This window comes from Paenibacillus sp. P32E, assembly GCF_001909085.1.
In the GTDB taxonomy this organism is placed as follows: domain Bacteria; phylum Bacillota; class Bacilli; order Paenibacillales; family Paenibacillaceae; genus Paenibacillus_AQ; species Paenibacillus_AQ helianthi.
This window is the reverse complement of the sequence record NZ_LVYY01000025.1, coordinates 22,312-39,460: the sequence shown is the minus strand read 5'-3', so window position 1 is coordinate 39,460 and position 17,149 is coordinate 22,312. Positions and strand designations below refer to the sequence as shown.

The window sequence follows — 17,149 nt, the reverse complement described above, 5'->3', positions numbered from 1 at the left end:
CGCTGTTGTCTTCTGATTTCTTGTTTGGAAACCGCCCTTTGCGGTTGAAATCAGAAGACAAAGGCGAAGGCGAACGCTAGCGCTTCTCCAGCTCCAAAATTCCTCTCCGATCCGTATCTGAGCCAGCGGTTATACTGCAAAAAACAGTATCAGTTAAATGATAGATTAGCTTACGGTGCGCGGACGCTCCATCCGGCCAATACCGGGCAAATGCAGGCTGGACCATTCCGGATGGAAGTGATCCAAGCGGCTGACTACAATCGTCATATCATCATGGATTTCATTACCTTGATACCGGATAACCTTTTCCAGCAGATCATCGGCCAGCACCTGGGGATCATCACCCTCAAGCTCCTGGATTAAGCGTTTCATCCATATTTCTTTATTAACGGCATATCCGGGCGCATCATAAATACCATCGGTCATCATTATTAAAATATCCCCTGGACGCAGCTGCATACTGACGAGATCAACCTCAATATCCTTGATGATTCCAATCGGCAGATTGCTGGCTGTAACAGGAATGACCTCACTTCCCCGCCGGATGAAGCTGGGGGCTGACGCGATTTTCATAAACGTAGTCTGTGCTGAATACTGGTCAATCAGTGCCATATCCACAGTCGCATAGAATTCGTCCGGAGAACGCAGGAGCAGAATAGAATTAACGGATTTGACCGCGAGTTTCTCGTCCATCCCCGACTGCAGCAGCTTTTCCAGCATCCCGAGCGCGGCGCTGCTCTCCATGCGGGCCCGCTCCCCGTTGCCCATACCATCACTGATGGAGACAGCAAAGGTTCCATTGCCCAGCTCTACAGTGCTAAAGCTGTCTCCCGATAGCATATCACCGCCTTTGGCTGCTCCTGCAACACCTGTATTTACCTCATAGGCTTTGGCCGATCCAAAGGTCACCATCGACAATCCCTCCCGGGGATGAACCGCCGTTTCATTTACGACTGCAATATTTTCCTCCAGAATGTCAGTGAGCAGCGGAGCAATCATCTTCCGGCATTCATCAAAGCCGCGGGTATAGGCATGCACGACTTCGATCTCTACCCGGCCCGGGTCCAGGCTCAGAATCTCAATGCTGTGGATGGACAAGCCGAGCTTCTCCAGTGCTTCACGAATCTGTCCTTCCTGACGGTACATGGCCTGCCCTTCACGTTTGATCTCTTTGGCCAGATCCTCCATCACCTGGGACACGCCTGACAGCTGCTCGGCAACAAATTGGCGGCTATCGTATATTTGTCTTTTCCAGCGCATATCATGCTGGTATAGATCATATTGACCTTTCATCACTTCTAATACCTCAGCAGTTTTGCCGCAGATCCGGCTCCATTCCGGCGGAAGCTGGGCAGCCGTAATGCCGGGGCACTCCTCTACCGTTGTCATCATATCGGTCATATAGCGGTAGGTCTGATAGAACTTGGTATCCCAGCAAAGGGAGCGGCGGATGCAGCCCGAGCAGGCCCCTTCGGTCACGGTATTCATGAAATCCTCCATTTCACGATCCGATTTACCGGCTTCCCCGGCACGGGGAATCTGACCAAAGCTGCTCGATAATTGGCGGAATACCTGGGAGAACTGGGTTACCCGATCGGCTGTAATATCCCTTACCCTTCTCGCATATTCATGTTGGGAACGGCTATGGTCTGGCGTGCCCGGTACATACTTGGCAATGGCAGAAATCATTCCTTTAGGTGTAAGAAGAAACAACACTACCGCTGCGCAGGTCTCCCAGGTAGAGGCCATCACATCACCCGGACCCAGGAAGTAGACGGACAGAATGGTTGAGCCGAGCAGCATCCCGATAGAGACCGCACCTTTGCGCCCGGATTGCATCATGCCTGCCAGCATCCCTGAGAAGGCAAGGAGACTCATCTGATAAATCGCCCCAATATCCGCCAGACTGAGGATCAGTCCGGTAACCAGACCGACGGCTGCACCAAGCGGGGCACCTCCAGCCAAGGCAAACAGCAGAATCAGAAAGCGGGATAGGATATGCTCAAGCGATAATCCGCCTACACTCCAGCCCACAAGGCCGGTCATCACTGAGGCCAGCAGTATAATCAGGCAGAGTACTTCCTCATTACGCAGCGCCCTGCTTTTTTGCTTATACGTAAAGATCGGAAGCGCCTGCAAGAATACCAGAGTAAGCACGAATCCGAGCAGAGCATTCAGTGTTGCCATCATCAGCGAATACCAGGTAATCGAGGGCCCAATGACGATTTGGAACAAACCCACCATAAACGAAGAGACGAAGACCATCAGCGGCGCATAGGAAAGCTCCACTTTTTGAAAGCTCTCCAAGCCTTTATAAATCAAGAGAAAGATAATTAGCTCTGCGGCTACTATTATGGCACCAGGGAATGGAGTAAAGAGGCTTCCAAGGATAATTGCGCCAGCTACAGGCAAGATGGAGTCTTTGCGCATAAATACAATAACGGCAAAGTAAGCTGCAGCAAAAGGGGACAGCTCGTCCAGTATCATCGCGCGGCCGAGCAGAAAACCCATAAGACTCAGAAGCAGCATCCACTTTTTCACTATGAAAAGCTGGATTACCGGCTGCTTCAGACTCCACGCCTTAGCCCGGTCCCCCCAGCTATCCCTCTGATCTTTGTCATTGCTTCCAGTTCTTGTCCACTCCGGCAAATTCACCACATTGCTTTTACCCATTCCTCTACACCACCCGTTTAAGAATTTATGAGTCTCATTATATAGCGGGGGTCTTTGGAAAGTTTGTCAGAAACGGAGGGCAGCCTGTAAGAAATTTCCGACAAAAAAGCCTGTGCCGACATTCTGTGGAGAAGCCTGCGCATCCCTTGCGGGACAGCCGGTTGGCGGAGATTATGGAAAGTCCTTCCACATTTTACATACCTGCGGCTGCAGTCATTCGTCAGCGATTGCTCTGGAGTTATGTGAGAATGGCAAGGATACTGTCGGGAATTTGTTTTCAGCCGACAAAATAGCCCTACCAGGTAGAGCTTGATTTCACAGTGTCTATTCCATTATTTTTAGTAGCGCAAGTCTTCTCATTCCCGGCATACAAAAAAACCGCAAAGGGCAATTATGCCCCCGGCGGTTATTAATGATGTACATGTATGAAACTATACGCGCTTGGCCCCACGGCCTCCACGCTTTCCTTCTGTGTTCTTCTTGATCGAAGATATCCGTTCTTCGCTGTCTTTCAGGAAGCGTGACATTTTATCCTCGAATGAAGGTTTACCGGCTGCAGGCTTGAATGGACGCCCTCCCCGTTCACGATTAAATCCACCGCCGCCTCCACCACTGCCGCCACCGCCGCCGAAACGGTCTCCACCGCTTGGACGTTCAGGTCTTGGAGCTCTGGGGGGACGTACTTCCGATGCCGGCTTATCTACGGCCTGCTTAATGGAAAGTCCGATCTTACCGTCCTTGTCAACGTTAATCACTTTGACGGTCACCACATCAGCAATCTTCAAATGATCATTAACATCTTTGACGTAATTATCGGCGATTTCCGAGATGTGAACGAGACCTGTGACACCTCCTGACAGATCCACAAATGCTCCGAAATGCGTGATGCCTGTCACCTTGCCCTCTAACTTGGTGCCCACTTCAATTGCCATAGAATAAAATGATCCTCCCTTAAAAATATACAGACGAATATAAAGTCCATCCTGTCTGCGGTGATTTGATTATACAGTAAAGAACAAATCAAGGCAACACAGCGAAAGCCCCTTTTGGCCTGCTTTATTTCCCTGATTGCTCTGTACGAATAGGTGTTTCGCCTTTAGGATACATATTGTACCATTTACGCGCCAATTGTCCGACATACTCATCATCATTCAGGCGGGATACTTCATATTTCAGTTGATTAAGGGAAGTGGTTACCGTCTCATTGCTCTCTTGCTTCTTGGCGAGCTGTTCACTCTTTTCTGCAATAGCCGCACTCTGGGCAAAGAAAATAAAACCGGCCCAGCCAAAAAACACAGCAACAACGAGCGTCCATATGAATTTCCTTCTCTTCGTGCCTGCGGCCGAAGCTTTATGGCTATTCCCCTTCTCTTCCGCAGAGAATCTGTTCATGCAGCGTTCCTCCAGTTCAAGTCAGTGTTTCCTTTTGGTGTGTATCCATGCTATGCATCTCGTGACCCAGCCGCTGTGGCGGAGCCGGGAAACATGTGGAGAGATCCACCTTACAGGAAATACCCAAACGGGTTTCGTTAGACGCAGCAGCAGCTTTAGAATAAATAACAGGATACGGCCCAGCAGCTGCAGTATGCCTCTCAAGAGGCGCCACAACAAGCGCAGCGGTACACCTATTAACACTTCTATAACTCTCCATAGCAGTCTGCACGTATACTGAACCAACTGAATTAACATTACCACAAAACGGCGCACCGTAACACTGAAGATTAAAAAATAGATCCATACGCCTAGAAACAGTCCCAAGAAGACATAAAACCTCAATTGTCCCTGATTTCCGGCATAAAGCATGCGAAAGACCAGCAGCGCCGCCCATAACCAATACAAGAGATCGAGAAGCGCATTCAGCCACTTGGGAAAGCTTAATTTCAGCGACAGCACCCGGTAGCTGTCATAGGCCAGTCCCATGGCTGTGCCGGCCAGCATCATATAGAACAGGGTCATCCACTGAACTGTGGGATTCATTTAAACAGCTTGCCGAGTAATCCTTTATTTTTGCCTTGCGCTCCGGGATCCAGATAAATCAGGGATTGCACATTGCCCTCCAGAGACAATATGCCATTCTCCAGACTTAAGTTTTTGATATGTAAATGATTTCCCCGAATGGTGAGATGGCCAAGTTCCGTACGCAGCAGAAACTCTTCGCTGTCGAAGCTTTCCACGTTCTGCACACCGGTAAGCTCCAGCTGTTTGCGGCTGTGCATGTGCAGATCGTGCTGTTTATTGACTTTTACTGGCTCGATCATAGCATGTACCCCTCCTTCTTGATTCTAATCTATGGGGGAAGGAGAGGTTATAGAACAGAAACGGCACAAGTGGAAACGGCTAATTTATTGCGTGAACCTCGAAACTCTTATATTTTCAAAAAAAGCGCATACTCCACAGAATGCAGAGCAGCGCTTTTCTAGAAACTTTACAAATCTGCTTACCAGTCGAGGCCGCTGCTTTTGGCAACAGGCTCTTCACGAAGCAGTGTATACATACCTGCGGCCTCGTCCTTGCGGGTCGTTTCGACCAGCTTTTCCACTTTGACCGTCACAAGTTTTTGACCGAATTGCACAGTGATCTCGTCGCCGATCTTCACTGTACTGCTCGGCTTGGATTCTTTCCCGTTGATCAGCACCCGGCCTTGTTCGGACACATCCTTGGCCACTGTGCGGCGCTTGATCAAGCGGGAGACTTTCAGGAATTTATCAAGACGCATTAGTTGACGGCTTCTTTGAGCTTGTTGCCAGCCTTGAAGGCCGGTACAGTCGATTCTGGAATTTCAATCGGTGTGCCCGTTTGCGGGTTGCGGCCGGAGCGGCCGGAACGTTTGCGGGTTTCAAAGGTACCGAATCCGATCAGCTGCACTTTATCGCCTTGTGCAAGGGCTTCGGTAATTTCGCCCAGTACCCCGTTCAATACAGCTTCTACATCTTTTTTTGCCAATCCGCTTTTTTCGGAAATGTTGTTAACCAAATCTGTCTTGTTCATAATTTGAAGTTCCTCCTAGGATACAAAAAAATAAATGAAACGCGATTGTGCGCCAGGATAAGCCGCAAACCGTCATTTCGTCTTTATGATATTCTTGATGCCAACCCGAATTCCTGCCACGAACCGCCAATTTTTTAAAAATATAAGTCTTAATATGCTGAGTGCTATAGAGTATCCTTCTATTTCCCGCCGAAAAATCCCGGGCTTATAGCACTATAACACTATAAACTACTCTTTGCATTTCAAATCAGAGATTTGGGCGCATTCACAGCATTGCCGCTTTATCGGAGGGCTATACCGGCTGTACGGGCAACTCTATAAAATTACAGCTTTCGTTCTTCCTTTTTTGCTTCCTGCCAGAGTGCTTCCATCTGTTCCAGGCTGCTCTCCTGAACGGTAGCTCCCTGGCTGCGCAACTGCTGCTCAATATAATGAAACCGAGAGACAAATTTGCGGTTGGTGCGGGTCAGCGCCTCTTCCGGGTCCGCATCGATAAAGCGGGCGGCATTGGCGGCTGCAAATAACAGATCCCCCAGCTCCAGCATCTGCTCCTCCGCTGAAGCACCGTTCTCGATAGCCTCCTGCAGTTCGTCTGCCTCCTCGCGGACTTTGGCCAGAACGTCATGAACGTTGTCCCAATCGAAGCCTACTCTGGAAGCTTTCTTCTGCAGCTTATAAGCTTTCATCAGTGCCGGAAGATCACGGGGAACTCCACTAAGCGCAGAGTCAGCTTCAGGTTTCAGGCCCTTGCGCCGTTTCTCCTCAGCCTTCATGCCCTCCCAGTTCTTCAGCGCCTCTTCGGCATTGCCCGCTTCGGTATCCCCGAATACATGCGGATGACGGAAAATCAGCTTGTCATTGAGGCCTTCAATCACATCATAGACATTAAAAGTTCCGAGCTCCTCTTCCATCTGGGCATGCAGCATAATCTGGAGCAGCAGGTCACCCAGCTCTTCCTTCATATGATCCGGATCATCCTCGTCAATAGTTTCGAGCACCTCGTAAGTTTCCTCAATCAGATTCTTACGCAGCGACTCATGAGTCTGTTCCCGGTCCCAGGGACAGCCCTCCGGACTGCGCAGAATATCAACGATCTCATGCAGACGGGCAAAGCTGCGCCGTCTTGCTGTCTCTTCTCGGTTCGCCGGCACATAGACTAGCGAGAGATTGCCAAAGCCTGTAAGGCGGTCAAGCTCATAGAGCGGTACGCGGTCTATCTGCTCTTCACCTTCCACTCCGAGTGCATGCCCTACAATGATCTCATACTCCGGCGGATACAGCTCCATAAGGCAAAGCTTGGTCTCGGAGGCCGTAAAGCTGTCGTACACCTGGCCGATCAGTGTATGCAGCTCAGGCTGAAGCTGGGAGCTGCGGATGCCCGAGGCATCCAAAAGCTGAAAGCCCTCAATCGGATCAAAACCCAGACGCACAAAAGCCTCGTCCAGGAAGCTTTCCCCGCCTAGAATATCCAACTTGATTCCCGCTTGCGGGCAGCGCTCCCGCAGCAAAGAAACAGCCGACTCGGCAACCATCGGATGTCCCGGAACGGCATAGACTATTTCTGTACCCGACGGCGCCGAACCCGCTTCCTCGATTAATTTCGCCGTAATCGCTTCATATACTTCAGGAAAAGAAGACAACGATTCATACAGGCTGTCAAACGACTGTGAAGCAATCCCAAGCTCAGCCAGAGCCGCCATGACCGGATGATCTGCAGTCCGAACGTAAACGATAGATGCCGCCTTCAGCTTCTTGATAATGCCCAGCGTCAGCCGGTCCGGATTCCCCGATCCAAGCCCAACCACTGTTAGTGTTGCACTCATGCGATTCTACTCCTTCCAGGCGGCCGCTGCCCTTAATAGCATGTGACCGCTCTATGTAGTGCTGGTAATTCAATCCGTACCGCATTTCAGCAGGACTGCTAGCGTTGATTTATGACCGGCCAGACCCTTTACGGAAAAACCGGAGGGACTAGCCTAATCCAAGCCAGAGTTTCCGGCTTTAGGGAAACAGGCGCAGCTTCTTCAGCTTGTCCGCCAGCCTCGGGCCGAAGCCCGGCAGCTGGCGCAGTTCACTTTCGCTCAGCAGGCGAAGGACTACCGTGCCGATGGCGAAGACAGCGCAGCCTGCGAGCACGCCGAGCAGGCTCTGCGCCAGGGCCGCGGTGCGGCTGCCGCCAAGGCCCGCGGCTTCTGCCGCAGCGCCGGTAGCGTAGCTCACGGCGCTAGCGGCCAGAGCCAGGCCCGCCAGCAGCAGCGCGGGCCGCAGCAGGGCATCTGCCAGGCGCAGCCGCAGATGGCCCTGGCGGTGCAGCAGCAGCACGTTCAGCGCTGCTGCGAACCCATGCGCGGCCACGCTGGCGATGGCCGCGCCGGTAATGCCCTGCTGCGGCACGAGCAGCAGGTTCAGGGCCGCCTTGAGCAGCGCGGCGGCCAGGAGGTGCAGCGCCGGCGCGCGCACGGCGCCAAGGCCCTGCAGCAGCGCGGCCGAGATGATGCTGACCGTACCGCCAGCGGCGGTGAAGGCCAGCCAGGTCATCGTGCTGCTGCCGGAAGCGTCGCCGTACAGTGCCACATTGATCGGCTCCGCAAGCACCGCCAGGCCTGCGGAGGCGGCCAGGCCCAGCAGCCAGAACCAACGCAGCGACAAGCTGACGCGGGTCTGGATTAGCCCCAGATCGCCCCGGTACTTGGCTTCTGCGAGTGCCGGGATGAAGACCACAGACAGCGAAGTAGCGAGCATCGTGACGATCTGCACCAGCGGCAGGCCGCGGTTGTAGATCCCGAACTGCGCCATCGCAGACGCTTCGCTCCCGCCAGAGGACAGCAGGCGGGGAACAGTGAATACATCTACCAGCCCGATGAGCGGCACGGCCAGTGCCCCCAGCATAACTGGAAGGCCATAGGCCAGCAACTGCAGGGTGCGTGTACTTGACTTCGGACTGGCGGGAGCTGCCGTTCTCTGCTCTTGTGTCCATGAAGTCTCAGCCATCACTTCCGATGTGGCAGCAAGCCCCGGCTCCGCTTGACGGCGGTGGTGCCCCCGCAGATACAGCAGCATGATGAGCAGACCGGCTACACCTCCTCCGGCTGAGCCCAGTAGCGCCCCGGCGGCAATGCCTGACGCCTCTGCATGAATCGAAGTCAGATACAGCAGCAGTGCGATCATAACAGCAACGCGCACCGACTGCTCGGCCACCTGGGAGACGGCAGTAGGGACCATATTATGAAGGCCCTGAAAATAGCCCCGCAGCGCAGCCATTAGCGGAACAACGGCCAGCCCCCACGCACTGGCCCGCAGTGCAGGGGTAATATGCGAATTGCCGACCCATGCCGAGAGGAGTGGCGCACCTGCGTAGACCAGAATTCCAATTACCACCCCGCTCACACCGGTAAGGACAGCAGAGAGCCTCAGTATCCGGCGTCCTTCCTGCTCTTCCCTACCCGCAGAAGCTTCTGCCACGAATTTGGAAACAGCTGACGGCAGGCCCAGCATCGCCACTGTTACCAGCATGGTGTACAGTGGATATACCGTGTTATAAATACCGAATACAGCATCTCCGCCCAGATTTTGCAGCGGGATTTTCTGCAGGGTGCCAATCAGCTTCGATAGGATGGCTGCTGCACTAAGAATGAATGCCCCTTGCAGCAGTTTCGAGCCTTGCGACTTAAGTTTCATACATATACCTGCTTCTACAGCTATAACTGCTATGATGGGATGAATTTCTATATTATAACGCATAGGGACACCCCACGACAAAAACCCCGCCACCCGCTTGGCTTATTTCGCCAAAGGGGAAGCGGGGCTTCCATGCCACAGAAGTTACTGCTCCATTTGTTTGCCCAGGAAGGCAGCCGCGGTTTCGGCCATTTTCACTTCCATCTGCGCCATTTTTACCGAGTCATCCTTATTCAGCAGGACGACACAGCCGATGGGGTCTCCACCGGAAATGATGGGTGCAGCCACATACGAAGAGACGGATTCCGGATGGTCTTTACCAATGTCATAGCTGCCTGCATTCGTTTCAAGTACAGTCTTCCGGCTCTCCATTACTTTCTCAAGCAACACCCCAACCTGTTTCTCTAGATAATCTTTTTTTGAACCTCCAGCCAAAGCGATAAAAGTGTCGCGGTCGGTGATCATGGTAATATGGCCTGTTCCTTCAAAGAGTGATTCTGCATACTCCTTGGCAAAATCGCCCAATTCCCCAATCGGAGAATACTTTTTCAGTATGACTTCACCGTCACGGTCGACGAAGATTTCCAGTGGATCACCTTCACGGATACGCAAAGTACGTCTAATTTCTTTGGGGATAACAACTCGGCCGAGGTCATCAATACGGCGAACAATTCCAGTAGCTTTCATTTCACATGTTGCCCCGCTTTCTTAAGAAGTATGGTCCAACTACTGTTCATTATGGGAATGGATAATCCCAGTGATTTATCGAAATATCTGACCATAGTATTCATCTCTTCCCAGTTCCTTATACATCGATCCCGCATGTATTATATAAACGGAGACGGCCCCCTCACATTATGCGAGGGGGCCGTCTTATTGATATCTGTCGTATATTATTGGGCCGCTTCCGTTGCAGCCGGAGCCTTAGCGCTTGGTGCGGCTGTAGGCTTAGTTCCGCCATTTGCTGCTCCCGCAGCTGCAGAGCTCTTCGGCAAATTAATTTTGACATCGAGTGATTTCAGATCCTTCTCAAGGTACGATTCCAGAGCCTGGGACGCGAGTGACCCCTTGATGGTTTCCTTCTGTTCATCGGTCAGCTTATCAAAAGGGGTCTCTGTTCGGGATTCCACTTCCATCACGTGATAACCGTAAACGGTCTTGACCGGATCACTAATCGTATTCAGCGGCAGCGTCTGGGCAGCCTTCTTGAATTCCTCCACATATCCGCCCAGGGCCTTGTCCTTAATTTCACCGCCGCTTTCCTTGGACCCGGTATCATCCGAGTATTCTTTGGCTGTCGCAGCAAAGTCCGCCCCGCCATCCAGCTTAGCCTTCACTTCCTTGGCCAGCTTCAGCGCATCTGCATCGGTGCGTTCCTTACCTGCAGCATCCTTAAGACCGATCAACACATGGCGTAGCGTAGCTACCGTGAAGTCGCCTTTGGTTTTTTCAAACTCAGCTTTTACCTGGTCGTCTGTAACTTTCAACAGCATGTCCTGATATACAGTCAGTACACGCAGCATGTAGGAATGAATATCTTTTTCTGTCAGATTCGCTTCCTTCAGCGTACTTTCATAGGTTTCCCCTAAGCCTGTCTTAATGGAGTTTACTTGTTCGTCTGCTTGCTTCTCCGCTTCTTTCTTCGCGGCATCCGTAGCCTTGCCAGACAGATATTCAAATGCAACTTCCTGCTTCAGGATGGATTCCTTGAAGGCATCAATTTCCAGGTACTGCGCCTGCTGTGGCGACAAAAGTTTCATAACACGGGTATCCATTTCAAATTCTTTTTCGGTAATTTTACCGCCTTTGTACGTAGCTACCGCAGCGCTGTTATCTTCAGCCGTATTACTGTTATTATTGCTGCTGCAAGCTGCCAGCATAGAGAAAGAAATGGCCGCCGCAAGTGAAACTAGCAGCACTTTCCAGGATTTTGTTTTATTTGATGACATCATGTAATTCTCCCTTCGATTTTAAAGACTGTTTGGCCGCCGCCAGGAACTGTTCCAGCAAATCAAGCAGTTCCTTGTCCCCCAGATCCTTTGATTTCACACGGATGGTTGACTTGGCGTCCCTATCAAATTGTACACGTCTTTCAAAGTTATTTCCAACCTTAGCGAGCTTTGCCGTGTCAAAAGCGCCCGTGCTGCCTTCATGGAAGTTAAGCGAGACCTCATCGCCCCGCCGGACCATCGATTCCATTCCGTAGAGCTTGCCATATACCTTCAGGCGGGCTACAGATAACAGGTTGACAACAGCCTCAGGCAGCTCACCGAAACGGTCTAGTAGCTCGTCTTCAAGTTCTGCGGCATCTTCAAGGGCAGCCACCGCAGCAACTTTCTTATATATCTCTATTTTTTGAATACTGTCATAGATATACTCGGATGGCAGATAAGCATCAATCGACAAGTCAATCACCGTATTTCCTTGCTTAAGTGAGGTATCCTCTTCACCCAGCACGCTGACTTTGCGTTTGCGGATCTCTTCTGCAAGCATCTGCGAGTAGAGATCAAAACCGACAGACGCAATGAATCCGTGCTGTTCAGCACCAAGCAAATTGCCCGCTCCGCGAATGGAAAGGTCACGCATGGCGATTTTGAAGCCGGAGCCAAGCTCCGTAAATTCCTTAATCGACTGCAGCCGCTTCTCGGCTACCTCAGTAAGCACTTTATCCCGCTGGTACGTGAAATAGGCATAAGCAATCCGGTTGGAGCGGCCTACCCGCCCGCGAAGCTGATACAGCTGGGACAGCCCCATTTTGTCAGCGTCATGCACAATCAGCGTGTTGACGTTCGGAATATCTACCCCTGTCTCGATGATGCTTGTGCTGACCAGTACATCGTATTCCCCGTCCAGAAAGTCAAGAATGGTCTTCTCCAGCTCTGACTCTGACATTTGGCCATGACCAATGCCGACCCGGGCTTCCGGAACGAGCATGGAGATTTGCGCAGCCATTTCCTGAATACCCTGAACACGGTTGTACAGATAATAGACCTGACCGCCCCGGGCCAGCTCACGCTCTACAGCCTCACGGGTAAGCGTCTGGCTGTGCTCTACCACGTACGTCTGTACAGGAAAGCGGTTCTCCGGCGGTGTCTCAATGACTGACAAGTCCCGCACACCGAGCATGGACATATGCAGGGTCCGGGGAATAGGTGTCGCCGTAAGAGTAAGTACATCGACATTGGTCTTCAGTTTTTTGAGTTTTTCCTTATGTGTAACCCCGAAACGCTGCTCCTCATCCACGATCAAAAGACCCAGATCCTTAAAGACCATATCCTGCGACAACAGCCGGTGCGTGCCAATAACCACATCTACGGTTCCCTGCCGTACACCCTTGATTGTCTCATTCTGCTCCTTGCGGCTGCGGAACCGGCTGAGCACCTGGATGTTAAGCGGATAATTGGCAAAACGCTCGCGGAAGGTCTCGTAGTGCTGCTGGGCCAGAATCGTCGTTGGTACCAGCACCGCAACCTGCTTGCCTTCAATCGCAGATTTAAACGCGGCACGAATGGCTACCTCCGTCTTGCCATAGCCTACGTCACCGCACAGCAACCGGTCCATCGGACGGTTCTGCTCCATATCTTTCTTGATTTCTTCAATGGCCCGCAGCTGATCGCGTGTCTCTTCATAAGGGAACATCTCTTCGAATTCGTGCTGCTCCTGGGTATCCTTCTCAAAGCCATAGCCCAGGGCACTCTGACGTTCAGCATAGAGCTTAATCAGATCATCGGCAATATCCTGTACCGAAGACCGCACCTTACTTGTAACTCTCGTCCATTCATTACCGCCAAGCTTATAAACCTTCGGCTCCTTATCTTCCGAGCCCACGTACTTCTGAATCAGATCAATTTGTTCAATCGGTACGGAGAGTTTATCTCCTCCGGCATACATAATATGCATATAGTCCCGGTGAATTCCGCTGACCTCCAGCGTCCCGATTCCCATATACTTCCCGATCCCGTGATTTTGATGAACAACATAATCACCAATCTTCAGTTCGGTGTAGCTTTTGATCCGTTCAGCATTATCGATGCCTTTGGATACCTTGCGCGCCTTGCGCTGCTTCTGGGAGAATATTTCTCCTTCGGTAATCACCGCAAGATGAATGGAAGGCAGTTCAAAACCGGAACCCAAATTGCCTTGAAGAATGGTAGGCTCCTCAATGCCATAGTCGTACAGAACCCTGCGGACACGCTCCATCCGTTCTTCACCATTCGCTAGCATAATCACTTTCACGCCGGATTTGTGCCACCGCTCCATCTCCGATTTCAGCACATTCATCTGGCCATGGAAGTCCTGCATTCCGCGGCTGATAAAGCCCAAAATATTTTGCGGCTGAATATGGGGAACCTGGCGCAGGAAAATCGACATGAACAGGCTTTGGAACGGCCGCTGATACATGACGACATCACTCTCCACAGAAAGCTGCAGATCAGGCAGTGTCTTTCCGTTTTGCAGCAGGTGCAGGTTCCATTCCGATTCATCCCGTTCAAGCTGCTTCGCTGTTTCCAGCAATCTCGCTGGTTCATCCAGCACCAGAATCGTATCCTTCGCCATGTAATCGTACAGATGGGTACGCTCAGGATATAAGAGACTAATATATTTATAGATTTCCGGAAAATAAGTGCCTTCGCGGAGCATTTCCAGCTCCCGGCCCATTTCCTCGCGCAGACGCAGCTTCGCCTGGCGGTCAGCCATCTTTTCGAGCTGCCGTTCCAGCATTGCCGCTGCTTCTGTAGAAGCCGTATCCTGACGCAGCTGATCAGCAATAATTTCCTTGGCAGGTGTGATCTTCACGCTGTTCACCTTGTCGATCGAACGCTGGTCCTGCGGATCAAAGGTTCGGATGGAATCGACCTCATCATCAAACAGCTCCACCCGGTAGGCCAGGGGGGAAGTCATCGGATAGAAATCAATAATACCGCCCCGGACACTGAGCTCGCCGCGGTTCTCTACCCGCTCCACCCGTTCATAGCCCATCTCAATCATGGACATCAGGAACTCATCAAGAACAAGCGTCCCATCCTGGGAGATCGTTACCTCTGCGTCTGCCATCACATTTGGCGAAGGAAGCAGGCGGCGTACACCGGAATAGGGAACAACAACAACGCCACGGAAGCCCTGGGCGCATCTCGTTAACACATCAATCCGCTGGGCAAGTGTCTCAGGGCTTGAGACTGCCGCCTCGGCGGCAACCAGCTCATTGGCAGGGTAGAGCAGAACGCGATCCGGAGAAAGCGCTTCCTGCAAATCCTCAGCCATCTTCTGGGCAGAAAACATATTATGAGTAACTACAAGCAGCGGACGTGAAGTTTCTTCATGCAGCGCCGCCAGCATGATTTGTCTGGCCGAACCAGACAAACCCGATATGAGCTGCTCCTTCATGCCTGCAGCTACACCTCGGGTAACGGACTGAAAATCGGGATCTTTGGAAAATGCTTCTATAAGACCTTGTAACAACAGGCGCACCTCTCTTACTAAACAGGCTGGCACTGCCCTGACGGGCAGATGCCACCTATTATAATTAGAATCGAAAACAAGCCTTAGCATAAGGCCAAGGCTTGCGGATGACGATAGAGACAGCCGCTGCCACTTACTGAAGCGGACTGGCCAGCAGACTGAGCTCGGGGTTATTGTCCAAGGCTTCCTTGCAGTAGTCGCAAGTCACCTTTACCGTAATCTCGCCTTCTGAATCATACGCTATGATATCTCTGCGCTCCGCAGGGGTCAAGGAATGTAGGCCCAACTGCATTTCTGTAATATCACTTCTCTGGATGCTTCCCAGAAATGTCCGGCAGTGCCTGCATACATAGTTTATTGCCATCTATATGCCTCCTGAAGGTAGTATATTACCTTCAGTATGCCCCGCCTGATTAAGCTTTAGCCTTAGGGGGAATTATCGCCTCTAGGCAATCAGCCATTAAATTTAGCCATAGTCTGCTCAAAAGTATGCTTCATACTGAACTCCAGAGCGGCACAGGTGTCCTGAATCATCGTTTCCAACTTATCCCCATCCTTCTTAGGGAAGGTAGATAGAACATAGTCGACAATAGCAAATCCAGGCTCAGGCCGGGATATCCCCATCCGCACACGGTTGAAGGTTTGGGTTCCGGTATGCTGTATGATGGACTTAATCCCGTTATGGCCGCCGGCGCTTCCCTGGTAGCGCAGCCGGACTTTACCCATTTCCGTATCCAGATCATCATACACAACAATCATATCTTCAAGCTGTACTTTGTAATAATCCATATAGGCACGAACCGCTTCCCCGGAGAGATTCATAAAAGTCATTGGTTTGATCAGAACGGTTTTGATACCGTCAATCACACCTTCACCAATAACGGACTTACATTTGTTCTGATTAAAAACTATGCCATATTTAGCCGCCAGTTCGTCCAAAGCCATAAAGCCGACATTATGCTTCGTTTTGGCGTACTGCGGTCCGGGATTTCCGAGTCCAACTATCCATTTCATGATGCGGCTATCCTTTCCTTCTAGACACCTCTCGGCAGAGGCGTTCCGTTTTTGGTACAATAGGCGTATATTCCAAAGACAGGTGATGAAACATGCTACATCAAGGCGATATCTTAACGCTTCAGCGCCATTTCCAGTACCACATCCAACATGCTGTGCCTGTCGAGGTATATAGAGGCAACGTGCACGTTGACATCGGGATGGTGACAGCTGTGGATGAAGGTTTTGTGGAGCTTCAGGGGACCCTTTATAACCGTACCCTGTTCACCTTCGTCTCTCGTCCGGGATACTAGAGACAGCTTCTGCATTACGCCGACAAGGGTTACATCTTCCTCGCGAAAGGTGTAACCCTTTTTCTATACCCTGGGCAATCTATTCTATTTCAAACAATTTACTGATCGACAGCTCTTCATGAACGCGGATAATAGCCTCGCCCATCAGTGGAGCCACGGACAGAACCTTTAGCTTCGAGGTCGGATTGTCGCTGCGAATTGGAATGGTATCCGTCACGATAATTTCTTTGATTGGAGAGTTTTCCAAACGTTCATGTGCAGGACCTGATAATACGGGATGGGTGCAGCACGCATATACTTCCTTCACACCGCCTTCCATCAGAGCATTGGCTCCCAATACAATGGTTCCGGCTGTGTCGATGATGTCATCGATCAGAATCGCTGTTTTGCCCTCGATATTACCGATGATGTTCATAACCTCACTCACATTTGGCTCTGGACGGCGTTTGTCGATAATTGCCAGCGGCGCGTTCAAGAAATCAGCAAGCTTTCTTGCCCGCACAACACCGCCATGGTCAGGAGACACTACAACAGGATTCTGAATCTGCTTGGAGCGGAAATACTGGGCAAGAATGGGAACACCCAGGAGATGATCCACAGGAATATCGAAGAAGCCTTGAATTTGCATCGCGTGAAGGTCCATGGTAATGACGCGGTGTGCCCCTGCTTTTTCAATCAGGTTCGCTACCAGCTTGGCCGTTATCGGATCGCGGGAACGGGCTTTACGGTCTTGACGTGCGTAGCCATAGTACGGAATAACCACATTGATACTCTTCGCGGAGGCGCGCTTGAGGGCGTCGACCATAACCAGAAGCTCCATAAGATTATCATTAACCGGACCACATGTGGACTGTACGATATATACGTGACAGCCACGAACGCTCTCTGACAGCTTAACCTGAATCTCTCCGTCGCTGAAGCTGGTCGTGTGGGATTCTCCCATGGGTATGCCGATGTAGTCGGCAATTTGACTGGCCAGCTTAGGATTGGAATTGCAGGTAAAAATCTTTAGTTTGGAATCGCAATAAGTCATAAAATATAAA

At 51.3% G+C, this 17,149-nt stretch carries 16 protein-coding genes; 1 reads left to right on the top strand and 15 read right to left on the bottom strand.

Annotated elements, in window-relative coordinates:
• Positions 1-165 precede the first annotated feature (165 nt).
• From spoIIE to pth, 14 genes are all read right to left on the bottom strand, one after another.
• Entirely contained in the window at positions 166-2,673 is a 2,508-nt protein-coding gene (spoIIE, locus tag A3848_RS21620) for a stage II sporulation protein E (RefSeq protein ID WP_074086932.1), read from the bottom strand.
• 431 nt (positions 2,674-3,104) lie between these two features.
• Positions 3,105-3,605, bottom strand: coding sequence for a S1 domain-containing RNA-binding protein (locus A3848_RS21615; protein WP_036696437.1), 501 nt, complete (start codon positions 3,603-3,605; stop codon positions 3,105-3,107).
• Positions 3,606-3,729: 124 nt separating this feature from the next.
• Positions 3,730-4,065, bottom strand: a complete 336-nt coding sequence (locus A3848_RS21610) for an FtsB family cell division protein (RefSeq protein WP_074086931.1) — start codon at positions 4,063-4,065, stop codon at positions 3,730-3,732.
• Between the two features lie 21 nt (positions 4,066-4,086).
• Positions 4,087-4,650, bottom strand: a complete 564-nt coding sequence (gene yabQ / locus A3848_RS21605; protein ID WP_074086930.1) for a spore cortex biosynthesis protein YabQ — start codon at positions 4,648-4,650, stop codon at positions 4,087-4,089.
• Positions 4,647-4,931 carry a sporulation protein YabP gene (gene yabP, locus A3848_RS21600; protein WP_074086929.1) on the bottom strand — a complete coding sequence of 95 codons (285 nt, stop codon included), beginning with the start codon at positions 4,929-4,931 and terminating at the stop codon, positions 4,647-4,649. The genes yabQ and yabP overlap by 4 nt, the downstream gene beginning before the upstream one ends.
• A 179-nt stretch (positions 4,932-5,110) precedes the next feature.
• Entirely contained in the window at positions 5,111-5,389 is a 279-nt protein-coding gene (locus tag A3848_RS21595; protein ID WP_038584395.1) for an RNA-binding S4 domain-containing protein, read from the bottom strand.
• Positions 5,389-5,661: an HU family DNA-binding protein gene (locus A3848_RS21590; RefSeq protein WP_074086928.1), complete on the bottom strand. Its 273-nt coding sequence runs from the start codon at positions 5,659-5,661 to the stop codon at positions 5,389-5,391. The genes A3848_RS21595 and A3848_RS21590 overlap by 1 nt, the downstream gene beginning before the upstream one ends.
• Positions 5,662-5,984: 323 nt before the next feature.
• Positions 5,985-7,484, bottom strand: coding sequence for a bifunctional methyltransferase/pyrophosphohydrolase YabN (gene yabN, locus A3848_RS21585; protein ID WP_074086927.1), 1,500 nt, complete (start codon positions 7,482-7,484; stop codon positions 5,985-5,987).
• A gap of 178 nt (positions 7,485-7,662) precedes the next feature.
• A complete protein-coding gene (locus A3848_RS21580) occupies positions 7,663-9,339 on the bottom strand; it encodes a putative polysaccharide biosynthesis protein (RefSeq protein ID WP_074086926.1) in 1,677 nt (558 codons plus the stop codon).
• A gap of 144 nt (positions 9,340-9,483) precedes the next feature.
• Positions 9,484-10,026, bottom strand: a complete 543-nt coding sequence (gene spoVT, locus A3848_RS21575) for a stage V sporulation protein T (protein ID WP_074086925.1) — start codon at positions 10,024-10,026, stop codon at positions 9,484-9,486.
• Positions 10,027-10,232: 206 nt separating this feature from the next.
• Complete coding sequence (locus A3848_RS21570; RefSeq protein WP_083612287.1) at positions 10,233-11,288, bottom strand: peptidylprolyl isomerase; 1,056 nt, start codon at positions 11,286-11,288, stop codon at positions 10,233-10,235.
• Positions 11,275-14,799: a transcription-repair coupling factor gene (mfd, locus tag A3848_RS21565; RefSeq protein WP_074086923.1), complete on the bottom strand. Its 3,525-nt coding sequence runs from the start codon at positions 14,797-14,799 to the stop codon at positions 11,275-11,277. Before mfd ends, A3848_RS21570 begins: the two co-directional genes overlap by 14 nt.
• Positions 14,800-14,932: 133 nt before the next feature.
• Positions 14,933-15,163, bottom strand: coding sequence for an anti-sigma-F factor Fin (gene fin, locus A3848_RS21560; RefSeq protein ID WP_074086922.1), 231 nt, complete (start codon positions 15,161-15,163; stop codon positions 14,933-14,935).
• A gap of 89 nt (positions 15,164-15,252) precedes the next feature.
• Positions 15,253-15,813, bottom strand: coding sequence for an aminoacyl-tRNA hydrolase (pth, locus tag A3848_RS21555; protein WP_074086921.1), 561 nt, complete (start codon positions 15,811-15,813; stop codon positions 15,253-15,255).
• Positions 15,814-15,905: 92 nt separating this feature from the next.
• Between pth and A3848_RS21550 the strand changes: the two genes are divergently transcribed.
• Positions 15,906-16,106: a hypothetical protein gene (locus A3848_RS21550; protein ID WP_074086920.1), complete on the top strand. Its 201-nt coding sequence runs from the start codon at positions 15,906-15,908 to the stop codon at positions 16,104-16,106.
• Between the two features lie 79 nt (positions 16,107-16,185).
• Here the strand turns inward: A3848_RS21550 and A3848_RS21545 are convergent, their stop codons facing one another.
• Positions 16,186-17,139 carry a ribose-phosphate diphosphokinase gene (locus tag A3848_RS21545; RefSeq protein WP_054944031.1) on the bottom strand — a complete coding sequence of 318 codons (954 nt, stop codon included), beginning with the start codon at positions 17,137-17,139 and terminating at the stop codon, positions 16,186-16,188.
• Between the last annotated feature and the right edge of the window lie 10 nt (positions 17,140-17,149).

Coding starts and splice junctions, on each gene's coding strand:
- spoIIE (WP_074086932.1), bottom strand. CDS start 2,673: ATGGGTAAAAGCAATGTGGTGAATTTGCCGGAGTGGACAAGAACTGGA.
- A3848_RS21615 (WP_036696437.1), bottom strand. CDS start 3,605: ATGGCAATTGAAGTGGGCACCAAGTTAGAGGGCAAGGTGACAGGCATC.
- A3848_RS21610 (WP_074086931.1), bottom strand. CDS start 4,065: ATGAACAGATTCTCTGCGGAAGAGAAGGGGAATAGCCATAAAGCTTCG.
- yabQ (WP_074086930.1), bottom strand. CDS start 4,650: ATGAATCCCACAGTTCAGTGGATGACCCTGTTCTATATGATGCTGGCC.
- yabP (WP_074086929.1), bottom strand. CDS start 4,931: ATGATCGAGCCAGTAAAAGTCAATAAACAGCACGATCTGCACATGCAC.
- A3848_RS21595 (WP_038584395.1), bottom strand. CDS start 5,389: ATGCGTCTTGATAAATTCCTGAAAGTCTCCCGCTTGATCAAGCGCCGC.
- A3848_RS21590 (WP_074086928.1), bottom strand. CDS start 5,661: ATGAACAAGACAGATTTGGTTAACAACATTTCCGAAAAAAGCGGATTG.
- yabN (WP_074086927.1), bottom strand. CDS start 7,484: ATGAGTGCAACACTAACAGTGGTTGGGCTTGGATCGGGGAATCCGGAC.
- A3848_RS21580 (WP_074086926.1), bottom strand. CDS start 9,339: ATGAAACTTAAGTCGCAAGGCTCGAAACTGCTGCAAGGGGCATTCATT.
- spoVT (WP_074086925.1), bottom strand. CDS start 10,026: ATGAAAGCTACTGGAATTGTTCGCCGTATTGATGACCTCGGCCGAGTT.
- A3848_RS21570 (WP_083612287.1), bottom strand. CDS start 11,288: ATGTCATCAAATAAAACAAAATCCTGGAAAGTGCTGCTAGTTTCACTT.
- fin (WP_074086922.1), bottom strand. CDS start 15,163: ATGGCAATAAACTATGTATGCAGGCACTGCCGGACATTTCTGGGAAGC.
- pth (WP_074086921.1), bottom strand. CDS start 15,813: ATGAAATGGATAGTTGGACTCGGAAATCCCGGACCGCAGTACGCCAAA.
- A3848_RS21550 (WP_074086920.1), top strand. CDS start 15,906: ATGCTACATCAAGGCGATATCTTAACGCTTCAGCGCCATTTCCAGTAC.
- A3848_RS21545 (WP_054944031.1), bottom strand. CDS start 17,139: ATGACTTATTGCGATTCCAAACTAAAGATTTTTACCTGCAATTCCAAT.